At 42.4% G+C, this 18,703-nt stretch carries 15 protein-coding genes and 1 riboswitch; all 15 genes read right to left on the bottom strand.

The features are described from left to right. Window positions 1-99: 99 nt before the first annotated feature. Complete coding sequence (locus MKX35_RS07945) at window positions 100-1,212, bottom strand: cysteine desulfurase family protein (RefSeq protein ID WP_076300378.1); 1,113 nt, start codon at window positions 1,210-1,212, stop codon at window positions 100-102. A gap of 51 nt (window positions 1,213-1,263) precedes the next feature. Beyond that, window positions 1,264-2,301, bottom strand: coding sequence for a tRNA 2-selenouridine(34) synthase MnmH (mnmH, locus tag MKX35_RS07940; RefSeq protein WP_076300379.1), 1,038 nt, complete (start codon window positions 2,299-2,301; stop codon window positions 1,264-1,266). A gap of 57 nt (window positions 2,302-2,358) precedes the next feature. Further along, window positions 2,359-3,417, bottom strand: a complete 1,059-nt coding sequence (gene selD, locus MKX35_RS07935; RefSeq protein WP_042191699.1) for a selenide, water dikinase SelD — start codon at window positions 3,415-3,417, stop codon at window positions 2,359-2,361. A gap of 156 nt (window positions 3,418-3,573) precedes the next feature. Beyond that, a complete protein-coding gene (locus MKX35_RS07930; RefSeq protein WP_081383015.1) occupies window positions 3,574-4,401 on the bottom strand; it encodes an alpha/beta fold hydrolase in 828 nt (275 codons plus the stop codon). Between the two features lie 88 nt (window positions 4,402-4,489). Beyond that, a riboswitch (cyclic di-AMP (ydaO/yuaA leader) is annotated at window positions 4,490-4,674 on the bottom strand. A 221-nt stretch (window positions 4,675-4,895) separates the two neighbouring features. Further along, window positions 4,896-5,069: a hypothetical protein gene (locus tag MKX35_RS07925; RefSeq protein WP_170880375.1), complete on the bottom strand. Its 174-nt coding sequence runs from the start codon at window positions 5,067-5,069 to the stop codon at window positions 4,896-4,898. Between the two features lie 84 nt (window positions 5,070-5,153). After that, window positions 5,154-5,948: a Nif3-like dinuclear metal center hexameric protein gene (locus MKX35_RS07920; protein WP_076300403.1), complete on the bottom strand. Its 795-nt coding sequence runs from the start codon at window positions 5,946-5,948 to the stop codon at window positions 5,154-5,156. A 111-nt stretch (window positions 5,949-6,059) separates the two neighbouring features. Beyond that, a complete protein-coding gene (locus MKX35_RS07915) occupies window positions 6,060-7,079 on the bottom strand; it encodes an endo-1,4-beta-xylanase (protein ID WP_076300381.1) in 1,020 nt (339 codons plus the stop codon). A gap of 28 nt (window positions 7,080-7,107) precedes the next feature. Next, on the bottom strand, window positions 7,108-8,640 hold the full coding sequence (locus MKX35_RS07910; RefSeq protein WP_076300382.1) for a glycoside hydrolase family 43 protein: 1,533 nt from the start codon (window positions 8,638-8,640) through the stop codon (window positions 7,108-7,110). 47 nt (window positions 8,641-8,687) lie between these two features. Next, entirely contained in the window at window positions 8,688-9,590 is a 903-nt protein-coding gene (locus MKX35_RS07905; protein ID WP_143759544.1) for a carbohydrate ABC transporter permease, read from the bottom strand. Between the two features lie 59 nt (window positions 9,591-9,649). Beyond that, entirely contained in the window at window positions 9,650-10,618 is a 969-nt protein-coding gene (locus MKX35_RS07900) for an ABC transporter permease (RefSeq protein WP_076285296.1), read from the bottom strand. Between the two features lie 84 nt (window positions 10,619-10,702). Next, window positions 10,703-12,406 carry a sugar ABC transporter substrate-binding protein gene (locus MKX35_RS07895; RefSeq protein WP_042191712.1) on the bottom strand — a complete coding sequence of 568 codons (1,704 nt, stop codon included), beginning with the start codon at window positions 12,404-12,406 and terminating at the stop codon, window positions 10,703-10,705. 115 nt (window positions 12,407-12,521) lie between these two features. Then, window positions 12,522-14,060 (bottom strand): response regulator transcription factor, encoded by a 1,539-nt coding sequence (locus tag MKX35_RS07890; protein WP_076300383.1) that lies wholly within the window; start codon window positions 14,058-14,060, stop codon window positions 12,522-12,524. Window positions 14,061-14,075: 15 nt separating this feature from the next. Continuing rightward, window positions 14,076-15,881, bottom strand: coding sequence for a sensor histidine kinase (locus tag MKX35_RS07885; protein WP_076285332.1), 1,806 nt, complete (start codon window positions 15,879-15,881; stop codon window positions 14,076-14,078). 28 nt (window positions 15,882-15,909) lie between these two features. Then, on the bottom strand, window positions 15,910-17,439 hold the full coding sequence (locus MKX35_RS07880; RefSeq protein ID WP_076285333.1) for a response regulator: 1,530 nt from the start codon (window positions 17,437-17,439) through the stop codon (window positions 15,910-15,912). Between the two features lie 241 nt (window positions 17,440-17,680). Continuing rightward, a complete protein-coding gene (locus MKX35_RS07875) occupies window positions 17,681-18,697 on the bottom strand; it encodes a bifunctional transcriptional activator/DNA repair enzyme AdaA (protein WP_076300384.1) in 1,017 nt (338 codons plus the stop codon). Window positions 18,698-18,703: the final 6 nt, after the last annotated feature.

Here is an 18,703-nt window from a genome sequence, read left to right as displayed (position 1 = left end):
AGTGACAGATGCTTTTGTTATAATATTCGATTAAAATTTCTTAATCTTTCGATCCGGAGAGACGCTATTGAGCAAACTTAGCTATCCCTGGCAATCTACTCACAACAAATACTCTTTCAGCTTACCGCTAACCTCATCGATCTCCGCTTTAGTCGTATACCGTCCCACACTAAAACGAACCGCTCCCTGCCCAATACATGCTGAGACATTCATTGCCTTTAGAACAGGTGAAATCAATGTTTCTCCAGAATGACAAGCTGAACCTGTTGAGGCAGCCACATCTTCCAGCGAAGCAATCACTTCGTGACCCACCGCTCCAAGAAAACTAACGTTAAGCGTGTTGGGCAATCGTTTATCCCTATGACCATTCAGGTGAATTCTGTCGCCAAATGCGTTCTGCAATCTATCGTAGAAATAATCCGCTACTTCTTTCACACGCTCTCTGGAAGCAAAGTCCGAAGCAAGCTCACAGGCTTTTCCTAATCCAATAATATAAGGGGTGTTTTCCGTTCCGGCACGTCTCCCCTGCTCATGCCCTGCTCCGTGAATTAATGGCTCGATGTGAATGCCCTCTCGGATGTACAATGCTCCAATCCCTTTTGGCGCATATAATTTATGGCCTGCCAGCGTTAGAAAATCCACCCCTAACTCAGCCACATCAAGCTCTACTTTTCCTGCGGACTGCGAAGCATCGGTATGGACAAGGACACCCCGTTCATGGCAGACCTCGGCTATTTCTTTGATCGGCTGAATCGTGCCCGTTTCGTTATTAGAGTGCATAATGGAGACTAGTATAGTTTGGTCTGTAAGCTGATTTTTCACATCATCTACCTGCACCATTCCATACGCGTCAACAGGTACATAAGTAATCGTGTAGCCCAACTGCTCCAGATACTGACACGGTTTAATTACCGCAGGATGCTCCACAGCAGACACAATAATGTGATTGCCTTTATGTCGATACGTTTGGGCGACGCCCTTGATGACGGTATTATTCGACTCGCTGCCCCCGCTTGTAAAAAGCACCTCACCCGGCGTACAATTCAGGAAATTAGCCACCTGTGTTCTTGCTCGCTCGATTCCGACTTTAGCTTTTTGTCCCAAAGAATGACTGCTTGAAGGATTGCCAAAATGACCATAAAGATAAGGAATCATAACCTCTGCTACTTCCTTATCTACAGGTGTTGTAGCGTTATAGTCTAAATAGATCATTTGTTAAGCCAAGCCTCCTCTAAACCCCTCATACTTTACGATACATAAAGCTTATACCTTCTGATTACTTAAAAAAGAGATTACCGCAGCCTCAGCTTCATCCAAATTGTTCACCTTAAAGGTAACTCTCTCAATGCCTTCATACTGAGTAGACGTATAATCGTATTTAGGATCATAGTAGTATTCTAACAGCAGCGCAACAGCCTCTCCGAACATATCAGCTTGCAAGCAACGCTCGATTTCCGCCGCAATGGGGATATGAATTCGCGATTTGATACTTCGAAATGCTGAAATGCACTGTTCTTTATATTCTTCTGGTCGATAATCCTCAAGGATTTGCTGCACTCTGGCTTGTAGTGGCATCTCAATCCAAATTTGTGTTCCAATCTCTTTCTGCTCGGCCATGAATGGGGGCATTACGACCTTCCCAATCTTTTTGCTCTCCGCTTCAAACAGTACATAAGGAGTATCCCCAAGCTTAATTAATTCCTCCATAAGAAGACTATCGAACGTTTTTTGATTGTTTGCATGAAGTCCAATCTCGCCAAAGATAGAACCGCGGTGACCTGCCATTCCTTCCAAATCCAAAACAGGATAGCTCTGTGCCTTCAGGCGGTGCAGCAGGTTTGTTTTACCTGTACCCGTATTTCCATGAATGACATAAGGCTTCGCCTTGAATTCATAGGACTCCAGTTCATCGAGTACCCATTTACGGTAAGCTTTATAGCCGCCAATCAATCGGTAAGCGTGAATATCCATTAAAGAAAGTACGGTCGCAGTTGTACGGCTGCGCATACCTCCCCTCCAGCAGAATACAGCCTTGTCCCCTTGAATCGCAGCAAATTCTTTGACAAAGGAAGGTAGCTTCGCAGCAGCAATCTCCAAACCGCGTTCTTTCGCAGCCTGCACACTTGTCTGTTTATACAACGTACCTACTTCAGCCCGTTCCTCATCATCAAAAAAGGGAATATTCAAGCTATCCGGCAGCGTTGCATCTTTATATTCAGAAGGAGATCGAACGTCGATAACGGTGATCTGCTTCTTATTCTTTAACACTCTTAGTTCTTCCAGTGTAATATCCTGAAACAATGCGCTCTCTCCTCTGGTGGCTAACTTCTTAGGTCGCCTCTAAGCTGAACTCCAGCGTTATTGCGCAGCTATAACTGCAATCTGACCCGGATGTTCTTCCGTTACCTCTCCGATCAATGCTGCTTCTACACCTGCATCTACTAACTCTTTTAGCAAATCCTCACTTTGTTCAGGAGCAACAGAGATCAGCAATCCACCGGAAGTCACAGCATCACACAGAATATAGCGGCTTAATTGGTCCATCTCTTCCGGATAAAGAATACTGCCCTCCAAATGGGCAAAGTTATTCTTAGTGCCGCCTGGAACAAAGCCCTGCTCCGCGAGCTCTCTTACTCTTGGCAGCATCGGTACATCGCCTTGACGAATAATCAGTCCGTGATTGCTCCCTTTTGCCATTTCCGAGGCATGTCCAAGCAACCCGAATCCGGTAACATCTGTACAAGCATGTACATCATAGGGCTCCATGATTTCTGCCGCTTTTTTATTCAGTGTAGACATGACTGTCGTAAGGCGTGTAGTTTCTTCTGGGGATAGCTGATCCTTTTTAATAGAAGTCGTTAAGATGCCCACACCGATAGGTTTAGTCAAAATCAGCTTGTCTCCTACCTGCGCACCTGCATTCGTTCTTACTTTGTCCGGGTGCACAAGGCCCGTAACGGCCAATCCAAATTTAGGCTCTTTATCGTCGATGGAATGTCCGCCCACAAGCGTTGCTCCTGCTTCCTGCACTTTATCTGCTGCACCGCGCAAAATGTCACCGAGAATGCTTTTGTCCAAAACAGAAATAGGGAAGGCCACAATATTAAGCACTGTAAGCGGCTTGCCGCCCATAGCATAAATATCACTTAACGCATTAGCTGCTGCAATTTGCCCAAAGGAATAAGGGTCATCCACGATCGGCGTGAAAAAATCAACAGTTTGCACTAACGCCAGATCATCACTTAATCGATATACCCCAGCGTCATCACTGGTATCCAGACCTACAAGTAGATCCGGATTAGGAACGGTTGGTGGTAGACTGCGAATAACCTGCATGAGATCGGCGGGACCGATTTTGCAGCCGCAGCCCCCTTTTGAAGATAATGAGGTCAATTTTATGGTTTCGGCTTGAGACATCATGACTCAGCTCCTTTAGATAGTTAATCTCGAATATCTTTAATCTTACATCAGTAGACAGCATTGTACAAAATACAGACATACAGAAGAACGCCCCGTAGCCAGTACATACTCCCCGGCTATGGGACGCCCCTCATTTCTCACTTACCACTAAGATCAACTAATCTGCTGAGTTTCCTGCTGTTTCTCCAAAAACCGCTGAAGTATAGCATTAAATTTCTCCGGCTGACACAGATTACTAGGATCTAATGCGTTAGGGATGATCACTAACTGAGCATGTGGCAGCTGAGACACCATATCCTTCATACAATTAACTCCAAATTCACTAAAGTCACCTACAATACATAAGGCGGGACGCTTAAAAGACTTTAAGCATCTAGTGTAATCCACATGGCTCGTAGCCAGCCTTTGCCGATACAATTCCCGTGGACGTTTATCGAGAAGTCCTCTTCTAATCTCGTTATAAGCCAGATTCCAGCGTTCCCGGTACATCATACGAATCGAAGGCAGTACAAGCTCACTTGGAGCGTAATACATTAACCAACTACAATAAGCAGCCATAAGCTGGATTTTACCAATTATCGTTGACGCCTGACTTCTACAAAAGCTATCCGCGACAACAATCGCTTTTACTCGCTCTGGATATTGTTTCGCAATATGTTGAACGACAAGCCCCCCATAGGCACTCCCAACAAAAACAGCCTCACGAATACCCAAATCATTTAATAGCATTATTATATCTAGACATTGGGTTTCAATAATCTCGTTTGGGGCCTGCAGTAATTCACCTGATTTGCCATTCCCCCGTAAATCACACAGAATCACTTTATATTTATCAGAAAAATACTCTAATTGTGGCTTGAACATACTATGTGTTAATCCATGTCCATGGATAAACACAACCGGAGTCCCTGTTCCATTGATTTCGTAATAGAGCGAAGTTCCATTCAGTTTAGCAATAGGCAAAGTTAACACCTCTTTCATAGATAGGTTCTACAACTATATCTGCTTTTTAACGCAGCAAAAAACCACAGAGGGATTCTCTGTGGCTATTCATCATCAAATACGCCATTCATCCTCTCTCCATACGCTTACGAGGTTAGCTGTCGGATTCGGGCAGTGAGAGTTGCCCTACCTGCATGGATGCATTTATGCACCTGGAACAGGATTCACCCCATAACTAGTACCGATTGTTACACTGGTTCCCAGTTGTTGGTTCCCCCGCTTTCCTTAACGGAAATTAAGCGGACTTCTTATGTAATTGTCAGTTATGTGATGAATCATACTCCGTGTAAGGTTTCTTGTAAAGTTGAGCCGTGGGCAAAATAATGTTGAAAGCCATGCTTTTCATTTCATATTGAGCATACACTTCGTTTTCTCTTTCTTTTACTCTTGTTTACTCAATATATCTAAAAAAAGCCTAGCGGCCATCAGAGATCAATCCCTGAACCACTCGGCTTCGTTATACAATCATATGGCTACAACAGATCGGCGTTTTTCAATGCATGCTCCCAGCTCGGAAAAAAGAACAGCGCACTTCTCATAAGATCAGGATCGCTTTGCTTCACTTGTTTTTTGCTGATCGAGCTTCCATCGGTTTGAAGCTTTTTGATACGACTTAACACTTCATCAGCCTCCAAAGGAATTTCCATTGAAACACTCCTTTCTCAGTGACCTGGTTTCCAATCATTTTCTCCATAATATGCAAATTTATTCTTCATTTCGGTTTATACGAATTAAACCAGCTGATAGACCGGTTGTTCAGCAATAAAATAAGTGGGAATCATTGGGTATTTCTGTGCCAGAACTTCAGCTAAATATTTCATTCCTGGAGCTTCACTTTCCGCATGTCCTAACATAATCAGTGCTTTTGATCTGCCTTGGTGGACAGCATCCCTCACATATTCTGGAGTTTCCCATTCGGGGCCCTCGCCAGCAATAATTAAATCAAGATTATGCTGATTAAAAAGAGGAATAGCCATCGTCCCACCTCCTCTGTAACCTACTAATATCCCCACTTGTCTGCATGTCTGGGATAGGTCTCCGGCAGCACGTACATAGGAGATGCCTAGCTTTCTTTTTATATACAGAGCCGCTTCACTTACCGTCATAGCTGGAATCGATAGGATTGTAGCAGTGGATTGCTGCTCAACCACATAGGCTGACCATTCAAGCTCTCGTAGCAAGCCCACCATGATCCCATCCGGTTGATGCCGATGCCAATAATCATGATAACGAAAAATAGCCAGTTCAGAACGCTCAATCAAACTCCGTTTCGCGCGAGACACAGGGTCAGCCTCTAACCACTTGCTCGTCTCATGATGACTGTAAAACACACCTTCATGTGTGATCAACAAATTGGCGTTCATAGCAACCGCTCGTTCCACAACATATTGCGTAGCGCAAAATGCCGTAACCATACCTGTAATCACCATTTCCGGATTCCCCGGCTTAAGAGTATCCACAGTCCCATCTATCTGTTCCATGGCTCCTATTAAATCTTCCAGAATCGTTCTAATTGTCACGCTCACTTTAATCCGCCCTTTGAGATCCATACTACTAATCTATCAACTTATAAATAACCCGCCCTTAATCGATATAAGGACGGGTTCACAGTTCATTATTTGAGCAGCTTGCCCACTCTATGATTTCGTGGCAGAGGTGATAATTCGATGGAAAGCTGGCTTCGGCTTATGCCCTTCATCGAATAGGAACGGCCAGTTCTTCCGCCCACGAACAGGGAAATCATCCAGCCAGGTATAGTCATCCGCTGCTCCCCAGAACGTGACCGAACTAATCACGTCCCGGTATTCTCTCAGCAGTGCGAACATCGCTTCATATCGATCTGCTTGAAGCTCGAGCAGCTCAGCAGGTACTGCCTTTAAGTCCATTCGTTTGTCATCGAAACGGAACATGGATACATCCAGCTCTGTCAGTTGGAGCTGAAGTCCTAAGGATGCATATTTTTCGATCGCTGTACGAATATCATCCAGACTAGGATCGTATAAATTCCAGTGTGCCTGCAATCCGACGCCATGGATCGGCACGCCTTGTTCCAATAGCGACTTCACCAGTTTATAGATTTTGTCACGCTTTAATGGATGGGATTCGTTATAGTCATTGTAGAACAACAAAGCCTTTGGATCGGCTTCATGCGCGAATTCAAACGCTTTGGCGATAAAGTCCGGGCCAACAATGTCGAGCCACTTCGACTGGCGAAGAAGTTCTTCTCCCTCATCAGCGATTACCTCGTTTACAACATCCCAAGCATAAATTTCTTCCTTATAACGTCCTACAACGGTCTGAATATGTGATTTAACTCGTGCAAGCAGAATCTCTTTGCTTACAGGTCCTCCGCCCTTATCCTCAAACAGCCAGTCCGTTGTCTGGTTGTGCCAAATCAAGGTATGTCCGCGCATCGCCATATGATGTTCCCTGGCGAAGGCAACCAGCTGGTCTGCTGCCCTAAAGTTATAAGTGTCCTCAAGTGGATGCAGACTTTCAAATTTCATCTCGTTCTCAGCGGTAATACTGTTGAAATGATAAGCAAGCAAATGCTCCTGTGATTGGATAGTTAATGGGTTGACGGCTGCGCCAATCTTGAAATCCTCTGCGAACACTGTCTTTAGTGCAGGCTCTGTAAAATCACTAGCTTGTCTCAACAAGTTCCCTCCTAACAAACGCTATTCATTATGACCGATAATCGAACCAATCAAAGTGGGCAGGTACCTCAGCTACTTTACCATGACCTGTCGCATATAAACCGATAAGAACACCTGTAAATCCATTTCCCTTTACGGCCTGTGGGGATAATGGGTATGCTGCCGCTGTAGATAGCTTATTCCATTCCTGCCCATCCAAGGAGAACAATAAGGTATATTCGGTAAGCTCCGCCTGTATTTTCAGATAAATTCGCTCAGCTGTAATTGGTACTTCTGCTTCTACACGGGTTATTCCATCAATAGTTAATTGTGCTGCAATGACTCTGTGGCCATCTTTTTGCACCAAGCCAACCTCATAATGTGCATGCTCATCCAATCTAGCACAAAGTCCAGCCTCTTCACCGTCCACGGTAGGGTTAAAATCCAGTAATGTACTCCATTCTGCTGAAGTATGCTGCTGTCTTCTTCCTATAAAGGCCACCTGTCCTATATCACTGAGACCCTTAGATTGACCCCGAAGAGATAACCATCCCGGGCGTTCATTTAGAGACCAGCTTGCCTCAGCGGGATTACGAAGAAAGGTCATTGCGAACGGTAATACATCGTCTTCAAAGTCATACCTTCCGCTTAGCGCAGGCTTTGGTGATTGACCCGGTACACGCGGAACCTTCATATCCACTCCTACGATATCTTCGTTATTATCAATCATCGGCCATCCGTCTTCATTCCACGTTACAGGGGCAAGAAAGGTCTCTCTTCCTAGCACTGTATACTTGGAATCTACTAGACGTACTCCAAGGAATACGGCCCACCAATCCCCGTTACGATCTTCGATCAGATCAGCATGTCCTAGATACTGAATGGGACTATCAGTCCCGCGATGGGTCAATATCGGTTGCTCTAATCTTTCAAAAGGACCGTAAGGGGAGGAAGAACGACCGATAATTTCTCGGTGTTCCTTTGCCGTGCCGCCTGAAGCAGACATGATATAATACATTCCGTTAATTTTGTACAAATGTGGTCCTTCCGTCCAAGGTCCACCATCCCCAGTCCAGATGACAACTGGTTCTGATAAAGCTGCGCCCGTAGCAATATCAATCTCATATTGAATGGCGTGGGAGTCATAGTCTGCCCCCTGCTGGGTAGTTACATATACCTTTCCATCCTCATCAAACATTAGAGAAGGGTCAATGCCTCCATAAGGAATAATGATTGGATCTGACCACGGACCCGCTGGGTCCGTAGCCGTAACATAGAAATTTCCCTTCCCGTGTATTTCGGTCGTTATCATGTAAAACGTTCCTTCATGATACCGGATGGTTGGAGCAAATATACCTCCAGAGCTTTTGCTCTTACGTGTATCTAGCTGACTTACACGATCTAATACATGACCAATTTGTGTCCAGTGAATCAAGTCCTGGCTGTGAAAGATAGGCACCCCAGGAAAATATTCGAAGGAGCTACACACCAAGTAGAAATCATCCCCTGCTCGAGTGATGCTAGGATCTGGATAAAAACCTGGAAGTATTGGGTTCGTGTATGTGATTGGAGATGGAGTCATAATTCAACAAACAACCTTCCTATTATTTAATAGTGGGTGCAAGCTACTTATTCCTTCACGCTTCCTACGTTCATTCCAACTACAAAGTACTTTTGCATGAATGGATAGACTAGCAGAATCGGAACCGAAGCAACGATAGTAACGGCTGCACGAATGGACTTTGGAGTTACCATTGACCCCGCTGACTCCGCAGTTACCCCTGCCCCGTTAGCTACACTTGCGCTACTGTTCGCATTCATACTAGATTGTATTAGTTTCATTAATTCATACTGCAATGTACTCAAGTGCTGGCGGGAAGAGGTGTAGATAAAAGCATCAAACCATGAGTTCCATGCACCTACCGCGACAAAAAGGGCAATGGTAGCAAGAACAGGTTTACATAAAGGGAAGACTACTTTCATGAAAATCTTAAATTCCCCGGCACCGTCGATTCTCGCGGATTCCATAAGACTTTCATGTATGCTACCAATATAAGTACGGATGACGATCATATTAAATGCACTTATCATAGTCGGTATTACATATACCCAAAATGTATTAAGCAAATGAAGATCCTTAATTAGGAAATAGTTTGGAATCAGACCCGCATTAAAATACATGGTTAGGACGAAAACAAAGGTAATCTGCTTGCGGAAAACATATTCTTTCCGGCTTAAAGTATAAGCAAGCATTGTGGTTAAAAATAGATTCAGGATCGTAGATATCACTGTTCGTGCTACCGAGATCCAAAAAGCAGGAATAATTGTACCAGAGGCAAAAACAGCTTTGTAGTTCTGTATAGTCCACTCCCTAGGCAATAGATAAATGCCGCCGCGGATGGTATCATTCCCCTCATTTAAGGAAACTGCTATAGTATTCAAGAATGGATACAAGGTAACAATGACTAGACATATCATAAAGATAGTATTGAAGGTACCGAACACTACTGGTTCGATCCCTATAATTCTCATACGTTTTCTACTATTACTTTTTGGAGATTTCTGAGGTATTAATTGAGTTTTTTCCATGATTATAACAGCCTCTCTTCCCCTAGCCGCTTCGACGTCCAGTTAGCTAAAAGCAGTAACGTTACACTTACGACTGTTTTAAATATGCCTCCCGCAGTGGCTAAGGAGTAATTCCCTTGCCCAATCCCGTATTTCAATACAAATATATCAATCGTATCCGACCAGTCTACAGTAAGCCCGTTCCCTAACAAGTACGGAACCTCAAATCCGACATCCAGTACATGTCCTATGGACATGATCATCAGGATTACAATGGTTGGTTTAATTCCCGGCAATGTTACATTGAACATTTTTTTGTACCGGTTAGCCCCATCAATCTCAGCAGCCTCATATAAAGCTGGATCTATAGAAGCCATAGCAGCCAAGTAGATGATTGTACTCCATCCAACCTCTTTCCAGACGGTTGAAGCACCCACAATACCCCAGAAATACTTCCCTTCACTCAACCAAAGGATTGGTGAATCGATAAGATGTAATTTCATGAGCACGATGTTGATAATCCCGTCGTTAACCGAGAGGGAGACACCTACAATCCCTGTTACAATAATCCAGGAAAGAAAGTGAGGTAGGTAGGATATGGTCTGCACGGTTCTTTTCCAAAATACATTTTTGATTTCATTAAGAAGTAAGGCCAATGTTATCGCGGTTATAAATCCTAGAAAGAAATTAATTAATCCCATAGCCAGTGTGTTTCGTAGTACCCTTAAAAAGGTATCATCCGTAAATAGAAACTTGAAGTGTTTCAAGCCGACCCATGTCTGTTCGCCAAATGCCTTAGCTGGTTTATAATCCTGAAAAGCCATTGTCCATCCCCAAACAGGTACGTACGCAAATAGTACAATATACAGCAGCAATGGAACTGACATCCAAATCAGCTGTTTCTGATTCTTAATCAAGGTCATAGTAATCGGTTGCTTCTTTTTTCTTTTAGGATGCCGGTTAACTTTTTTTCCCGTTAAAATCTCATCCATATATTTTCTCCCCACATCATCCATATATTTCAGAAAGTGGTTGGCTAATAAGCCACCACTTTCTGATTTTTAAGCAAGCTCTAACTATTTAACACTCCAAGTATCAAATCTCCATTTAAGCTGTTCATTGATTCTGTCTTCGTAAGCTTTAATATCCGCTTTATGAAGTTCTCCAACAAATTCAGTCCAAACTTTATCGAAATCGGAAGGGCTAGCCAAGATTGCTTTTGGCAGGTACTTGGTCTTAACTTCTCCCATCTTCGTATCGGCAATTTTTGCTGGAGAATTTTCAACAAGATCTATCGACCAAGCAGGATAAGCCACTGGGTTCGGTCCAGGCTTACTGAAGAAATCTACATAACTGTTGAATCCATATGCGTCAAGAACTTCCTTGTCATACGCTTCCAACCCTGCTTTATATTCTTCTGGTTGGGCTGCCGCATCCGTTGAGTTACCGTCTGCAAAGTACCCTTGCATTTTCGGAGCGGTAGCATACCAAGCTTCTGCTTTGTTACTTAGCTTCCATGTAGCATCAACTGCGTTATCCCGTTGCTCCTGGTTTCTTATAAAGCGACCGTCTACCACTTGATAATCTTCGCCTTCAATCCCCCAAGTGAGGGTTCTTTGCCAATCTTCTTGAATCAATGTGTCCATAAGTTTAAGGATTCTCACTGGATCCTTAGCATTGACAGTAATCCCGAATCCATTATTCAAGTTAAGAGCAGGACGATCCAGATAATAATCTTTGGTGTTAGTATCATACACAAGAGGCAGACCTACATAAGTGCTCATATCTTTCCCTTGTGTCTTGAGTGAATCTTCTGCTTTACCAAAGTTCCAGTGCTGATCAAACATTCCCAGTACGGCTCCGCTAGACAATTTAGCTAAATATTGGTCATAATCCATTACAAATGCTTCTTTATCAATAATACCCAACGCATTCATATCATTAAGTTTTTTATAGTACTGCTTTGCATAGTCTTTATCCGCAAAGATTTCTGCTACGTTATCCTTAACTACTACTCCGCCATCATTAGGATGACCGATCAGATGCTGAGGAGCGTTAAACAATCCCCAGTTTCTCCAGTCTTTGTTATGAATCTCAAACCCAATTGTTGGTTGACCATCAATGGTTGGATTTTTCTCTTTATATTTCACGATAAGATCGAAATACTCGTCCAAAGTTTTAACCGTTGGATAACCGGCATCTTTAAGTACAGCTTTCTGAATCCAGAAAGCTGGGCCAGAGTAATAGGTTGTATTCATCTCACCATTGTACGCACCATAGTTTGGAAGTGTATAAATGTGTCCATCATTGGGATCCTTCATCATGTTCCAGTAAGCTGCGTAATGCGCTTTCAAATTCGGAGCGTGTTCTTCAATTAAGTCCTCGAGAGGAATAAATGCACCTGCTGCCGTCAGTTGGGTATTGGAACTCATCAGATCTGGATAATCCGAACCGGCAATCATAACGCCAAGCTTCTGTTTAAGGTCTCCAGCCAAGAATTCAAAATTGAATGATGCGCCTGTTTTTTCTTTGATCATCTTGTAAATTTTGTTATCTGGTGTGGGTTGCTGACCTGCTTCTCCAAGAAAGATACTAACTTCAAAAGGCTCTACCTTCTTGTCATCGGTTCCAGCTGCAGTTGCAGCTGTTGTTTCTGCCGGTTTGTTTTCCCCCTTAGCAGTATTACCGCTGTTATTTCCACCGCACCCTGCTAGAGCAAAACTTAGGGATAACACAGCAATCAGACTAAGTTTGAACTTTGATATTGACTTGCCCCCCATAAAGCACCTCCATATTTTGTTGGTGTAACCATATTGTAAGCCCTTACAAGTTAAATTATAGAGGTGATGATGCCATTGATAATACACCAGAACTAAAGGTGTACCCCCAAAAAGTTTAGGTATTCGTATGTTTAAATTCATTAGGGCTCATCTTCATCTTCTTTTCAAATTGTTTGAGAAACTGACTATAATTGGAATACCCTACTTTCTCGGCGATCTCACAGTTTTTCAGCTTATTGTGTTGAAGTAAACGCGCAGATTCCTTAATCCGGAGGTCATGCAGCTGCTCATTAAAATGAATGCCATTCTTCTTGATCAATAATTGTCCCAGATACACTGGATGCAGGAAGAATACCTCCGACAGCTTTTTAATTGTAAGATTTTCGTGATAATGCGCTTCAATATAGTTGTTGATTTCCTGTACAATCCCCTGTGATTTTTGGATTTGTTCTTTTAGAAGAATATCAATACTCGCCTCACCACATGATAAAAGATTACGCATTAAATCGTTCAACTTCATCATCGAGTCCCGTATTTCGGGGATTGTTATTTGGGTTAACAAGGAGGATACCTGAACTTCACTAGCTTTCGAAGTAAACTCAACGATCTTATACATAATATGAATAACGATCTTCTTCACAACCTCTGGAGCGATGCGCATCTCACGAAAACTGCGAGAGGCCAAGCCCACAGCTTGTTTAAAGCCTTTTATGTCCAGTGTGTTAATAGGCCTCATTAAGTCATCCATCAGTTGAATTTGATCATAGTGGTAGCTGAAGGGACTATCCTTGGTTCCCTGATAGGTCAAGAACCCCGAATGATCCGAATTATAAAAATAATACATTAACGCTTCTTTCGCCGTTCGGTAGCTATTCGCAATTTGAAGCAAAGAGCCCTCGCTATCCCCTACTGCAATATACATGGCTTGCTTAGGGTGTTCATTCAGCAAGGGAGCTACTGCAGGATATATTGCGGCACCCTCATCAGACTCCGAAGGATAGCCGTATACGATTCCAAAGCAAAAAGCCTCCAGATCGATCAGAAACATCGATTCCGTATTCGTTAGGAGAGCTACTGCTTTCTCTCTGATTTCCGTATACATCGTCGGGTCTGTCTGTAGTAAACAAATATTCCAAAGGCTTTTGCCTTCCGATAGACGTGTAAGTACTGTAAAGTCTGACTTATCTTCTGCCTTCTCATTCAGAATGCTCTTAAGAAGAGAAACAACTTCCTCTGAGTTTGCCATTTGATTTAAGCTTCGCTTCTGAGTTTCCTGTTCTAATTCCCGATATATCTCCTTCAATTCTTCTGACGCCTCATCTTCGAAAAGCGGTTTCATCAGATAATGGTTAATGCCATAACGTATAGCTGTCTTAGCATATTCAAACTCACTATAACCGCTTAGTATGGCAAACTTAATCGGTTTAGTCTCCTCTTGCTGCCAGGCGGAAACCATTTCCAGACCATTCATTAGCGGCATATTTACATCTGTAATGACAAGATCCGGCAGTAGCTGCTTTATTAACTGTAAGCCCTCTTTGCCATTACTGGAGGTTCCACATACTTCAAAGCCAAGCGCCTGCCAGTCTATCCATAGCTGCATCCCCTCAAGAGCACTAGGCTCATCATCGATCAACAATACTTTGTATTTCATAGGCTCCCTCACCTTCTAGCTATTTTTTCGTTCCAGGAGCTTTAGCGGAATGCCAAACGTGACAACAGTCCCTTCATTCGGGACACTGCTGATTTCAAAGCGAACCTGATCTTCATAATATAGTTCCAGTCTGCGATACACGTTGCGGATTCCGATATTCGTTCCTGAGGAGGCTTCTTCATTTTGAACATTAAATAAAATTTCTTTAAGCTGGCTTGGTTCGATCCCTTTGCCGTTATCTGAAATCGTAACTTGCAAACGACCATCCTCGATTTCCGTCTTTACTTTAATGATACCGAGTCCTTCTATGGCCTGCAGACCATGCTTACAGGAATTTTCTACTAACGGCTGCATGCTTAGCTTTGGAATTTTATATTGCAGCGACTGCTCATCGATCTCAAATTGATAGTCAAATTTATCTCTGAACCGGAATTTTTCTATTTTCAGATACATCTCAATGAACGTCATTTCTTCTTCCAATGTAACGAGATCTTCTTTCCAGCTAAGTAGTCTTCTGAGCAACTTGGATAAACTCTTAATGATGTCTGTAACGTCCGAATAATTATTTTTGGTACAGACCACTAAAATGGCATTTAAAGTATTGAAGAGAAAATGGGGATTCATCTGACTTTGCAAAAAATTCAGTTCAGCCCTTACTCTTTCCATCTCCAGGTTATTCTTTTGAATCTCTAGTTTGTATACATCGTTAATTAGAGAATTAATTTTAGTGGTCATTCTATTAAAGTTGTGAATCAAGTCACCAATCTCATCTTGTCCTTCATCGATTTGAATAAGATCGAATTTCTCATTCGTTACTTTCTGCATATGCCTAGACAACCGTTTCACCCGATAATTGTACGATCTTAACATCACATATAAAAAGGCGGTTGTGAGCAAGGTGACAATGGACGCCAAAATACCCGCATAAATTCGAATCTCCATAATCGCCTGAGCAATACGCTCCCCTTGCGTAACCCCTATAATTCGCCAGCTTTTTATATAACTAGCCCCGCCAACGGGTACAATATGTATGTCTTCCTTGTGCTCATCATCCTGAAGCTCGAACACAGGATAAGGATCCTTCGTACCCCTCTGATACCCGCTCTGAGCAGACATAATGATTTCATCCTGCCCGTTAACCAGGTAAAGACTCAAATAATCCTTTTCTCTAATTATAATGTCATATATTTTACTGAGATCCAGGTCAATTCTAAGCAGCTTCTCATAGGTATTCAGTGAGCTGTATACATCCATTCGCTCAATTACACTTAAATACGGGGCATTAGAAGCCACATTAGGCGCTGCGCTCATTTGATAAGCAGCAAGAAACATATGTTTATTCGCAGCACTGAACTGCTTATACCACTCACTCTCCCTTACCTTGTCCGTGATGACCTGATAGTTACTACCGGAAACAATGGAGTCATTATTCGTAAATACAGTAATTCGTTCAAGTTGATTGTTAACTGGCATATAACTGTTCATCCGATCTCGAAGCTGTTCGTCGAAGGTGTCATAAAATTCAATCAAGTTCCCATACCTCCGCTCTAGCAATTCATACAGATTCTTATCCGAGGACAGCGTATAACTAACTGCTACTCCACCCTCAATGAAATCTTGAATATCCTTTCTGGCCCTCTCTAAAGAGATTTCTAAGTTTTGCTGTTCTCTGGATTTGATCAAATCGGAAATCCGATCCAAGAAAACAAGGTTAATAATAATAATAGGGAGTAGAACGCCTATAACGTAAATGAGGGAAAATTTATAGTTCAGTGGAATGTCATTCACTACTTTTCTAAATCTAAATTTTTTTCTCTCCATACGAAACACCTTGCTTCCCCTAGAGCTATTAGTTTTTATTTTCATTTTTATAAACCGATGGGACTACCCCTACAATCAGCTTGAACTTATCAATAAAATAGTCTGTGTTTGAGAATCCCACCTGCACCGCAATATCCGATATTTTCAGCTGCGTTCGCTTAAGCAGACTTTTGGCTTCCTCAATCCTTTTGGCATTTAAATATTCACTAAAGCCCTGCCCCGTTTGTTTCCTGAATAGCTGTCCCAAATAGGTAGAATTGATATGAAATTGCCGTGCTAAATCCTGAAGCTTCAATTTATTCCGAAATTCACGATCCACACACTGAATCACCTTGTAAATCGTATTTTGTTCATTCTGCTGCTCTAATTCAGATAGATAGACCGTCGCCAGCATACATAGACTTTGAACATAGCGGCTTAATGCAAAATAATCATTTAATTCCCCTAAATTTCCATATTCTTGCTGAATCTTTATCATCATCGTATCTGGAGTACCATTCATTTGAGCTATAAGTGTACAAATTGTAAGCTCCAAATGAGCCACTTGGGCTTGCACGATTTCAATCGTCAACAGATTCTCTACGAAAGAGGCGAACGCTTCTTTTACACAAGGTTGTATCTGTTCTAAATCATTTGCCAGGACCTTATCCAGCAGCTGTTTGAAGTGATCCTTATGGTGTTCCTTCTTCTTTAGAACCCTAAGCTCGCTATAATAAAAGATCCCCCTCTTCTGCTGATGTGTCTTTCGTTTCCATACATCAAGTGCTTGCATATAGATTTCTCGAATCGAACATATGCCTACCATTCTAGTGCTAATCGCCAGGAGTACCGGTTCATGTAAATGTTCAGCGATATCCGAACGAATCTGGTTGACGATAGCGTCCAGACTCTCATTCCCAATAGAAGCAGACTCAAGAATGATCCCTGTTCTTCCCGACCGATCCTGAAAGAAACGGGTACATTCCTTGGGAAAATAGTCGACGATCCGTGAATGCAATGGATTGATGGACATGGCTGGTTCGATAAGAATACACATTATCTCTGCATTCGCTTGAAGCTTCAACGTGCTCTGGGTTAGAAGCTCTAAATTTTCGTTATACTCGCCTTGTATTAGGCGGTTGACGATATTATTTACGACAAAGAATTGCTTCTTATCAAGCTCCTCATTGGAAGCGATTTCATTTTGGATCATAGGCGTAATCCTGCTTAATAAGGACTCTATTTCTTCATCATCAATAGGTTTTAATAAATAGTCATTCACTCGTTGCTGCAATGCCGTACGTGCATATTTAAAGTCATCATACCCAGTCAATACCACAAATTTCGGAGGCTTTGTCATCACTTCATTCAATTTTGCGATAAGCTCGAGACCGTTAATAACCGGCATATTAATGTCCGTTAGGACCAGTTCCGGTTTATATTCTTGTATAAGTCTCAATGCTTCTGAGCCATTATGGGCTTCCGCGCACACTTCAAAGCCATATTTTTCCCAGTTAATCATCGTTCTCAGCCCTTCAAGCACCCAGGGCTCATCATCCACGATCAGAACCTTCAGCATGATGTTCACTCCAATCTCCTAAGATAAGGCTCGCTTTCTTATGAAAATATATATTATGCTAACACAATTGGATATTGTTGTGAATTCATAATTTTCCCTTCTTTTGCTTAAAACAGTACTTTTAAATCTGGTAAAAGCATAAAAAAACGACGTATCCAGACTTTCAGACACATCGAGTTCAGTATGTTTTTAGTTAATAAGCTACCTTCGAACTAAGGTTGTTCTCGTGATTGATTAACCATTATTTTCTTGCAATGCCGCCGCCGTAGCCCCCTAATTCACCATTACTATTAATCACGCGATGACACGGAACCAAGATCGATAATTGATTCGCTCCATTAGCTCTGGCTACAGCTCGACAAGCCGAAGGGTTGTTTATATTCTCTGCAAGCTCCTTGTAAGAGACCGTCTGGCCTACAGGAATTCTTCGAAGTTCATTCCATACCTTTTGCTGAAAATCAGAGCCTAAATAACGAATCGGTGATTTAAACTCCGTAAGTCCCCCTTCGAAATAAAGAGTTAATTCCTCTTCAATTTGCTCTAGCACCGGTACCTTTTCAGGCAAAAGAGTTGCATTTAAGCGGGTACGTAATCTCTTAATCTCGTTCTCAAGTCCCTTTCGATCCACGAATTCCAGCAGTAAAAGGTACTCTTCATCTGCAATCGCAAGCATAGATCCTAATATCGTTTCTATCCAGGTACAGTACAGCACTTTAATCTGCTTGGAGTGATTCGGGACCGTTCCCATCGTTCTTGAAAAAGCATCCCTAAACCCATTACTCGAATCATACCCGCTGTCCAGTTGTACGTTTATGATAGAATCCCCATTCCTGATATGTTTGAATGCCAGCCCTAAACGTCTGGAACGTGCATATTCAATAAAGGTCATCCCAAATTGCTTCTTAAATTGCCGGCGTGCTGTATTTGCACTTATCGACAGCTCATCAAAATCTTTATCGGTCCATTTTCTTTCCGGATTACGCTCAATAGCTTCGATAAGAAGCTTTACTTCTAAGGACATTTTCGTGGGATTAGACAAAGGCTGGCATCTTTTACAAGGTCTATAAGACGCTAACAAAGCTTCTTTGGCTGTTGCGAAAAACTCACAATTTTCTTTATAAGGCTTTTTAGCGGGGCAAGTTGGCCTGCACATAATACCTGTTGTTTTTACGCCGACAAAAAATACACCTTCATAATTGGAGTTTTTTTCGACTAACATCTCATAATATTTATCGATTTGCTGTTTATTCGTGATCATAGTGTC

This window comes from Paenibacillus sp. FSL R5-0923, assembly GCF_038009145.1.
Lineage (GTDB): Bacteria > Bacillota > Bacilli > Paenibacillales > Paenibacillaceae > Paenibacillus_AQ.
This window is presented reverse-complemented; position numbering and strand designations above follow the sequence as displayed.

What these genes read in the sequence shown, in the direction of transcription:
- MKX35_RS07910 (WP_076300382.1), bottom strand. Translation starts at nt 8,640, where the DNA reads ATGACTCCATCTCCAATCACATACACGAACCCAATACTTCCAGGTTTT.
- MKX35_RS07930 (WP_081383015.1), bottom strand. Translation starts at nt 4,401, where the DNA reads ATGAAAGAGGTGTTAACTTTGCCTATTGCTAAACTGAATGGAACTTCG.
- selD (WP_042191699.1), bottom strand. Translation starts at nt 3,417, where the DNA reads ATGTCTCAAGCCGAAACCATAAAATTGACCTCATTATCTTCAAAAGGG.
- MKX35_RS07895 (WP_042191712.1), bottom strand. Translation starts at nt 12,406, where the DNA reads ATGGGGGGCAAGTCAATATCAAAGTTCAAACTTAGTCTGATTGCTGTG.
- MKX35_RS07905 (WP_143759544.1), bottom strand. Translation starts at nt 9,590, where the DNA reads ATGAGAATTATAGGGATCGAACCAGTAGTGTTCGGTACCTTCAATACT.
- MKX35_RS07885 (WP_076285332.1), bottom strand. Translation starts at nt 15,881, where the DNA reads ATGGAGAGAAAAAAATTTAGATTTAGAAAAGTAGTGAATGACATTCCA.
- MKX35_RS07925 (WP_170880375.1), bottom strand. Translation starts at nt 5,069, where the DNA reads ATGGAAATTCCTTTGGAGGCTGATGAAGTGTTAAGTCGTATCAAAAAG.
- MKX35_RS07900 (WP_076285296.1), bottom strand. Translation starts at nt 10,618, where the DNA reads ATGGATGAGATTTTAACGGGAAAAAAAGTTAACCGGCATCCTAAAAGA.
- MKX35_RS07945 (WP_076300378.1), bottom strand. Translation starts at nt 1,212, where the DNA reads ATGATCTATTTAGACTATAACGCTACAACACCTGTAGATAAGGAAGTA.
- MKX35_RS07875 (WP_076300384.1), bottom strand. Translation starts at nt 18,697, where the DNA reads ATGATCACGAATAAACAGCAAATCGATAAATATTATGAGATGTTAGTC.
- MKX35_RS07880 (WP_076285333.1), bottom strand. Translation starts at nt 17,439, where the DNA reads ATGCTGAAGGTTCTGATCGTGGATGATGAGCCCTGGGTGCTTGAAGGG.
- MKX35_RS07890 (WP_076300383.1), bottom strand. Translation starts at nt 14,060, where the DNA reads ATGAAATACAAAGTATTGTTGATCGATGATGAGCCTAGTGCTCTTGAG.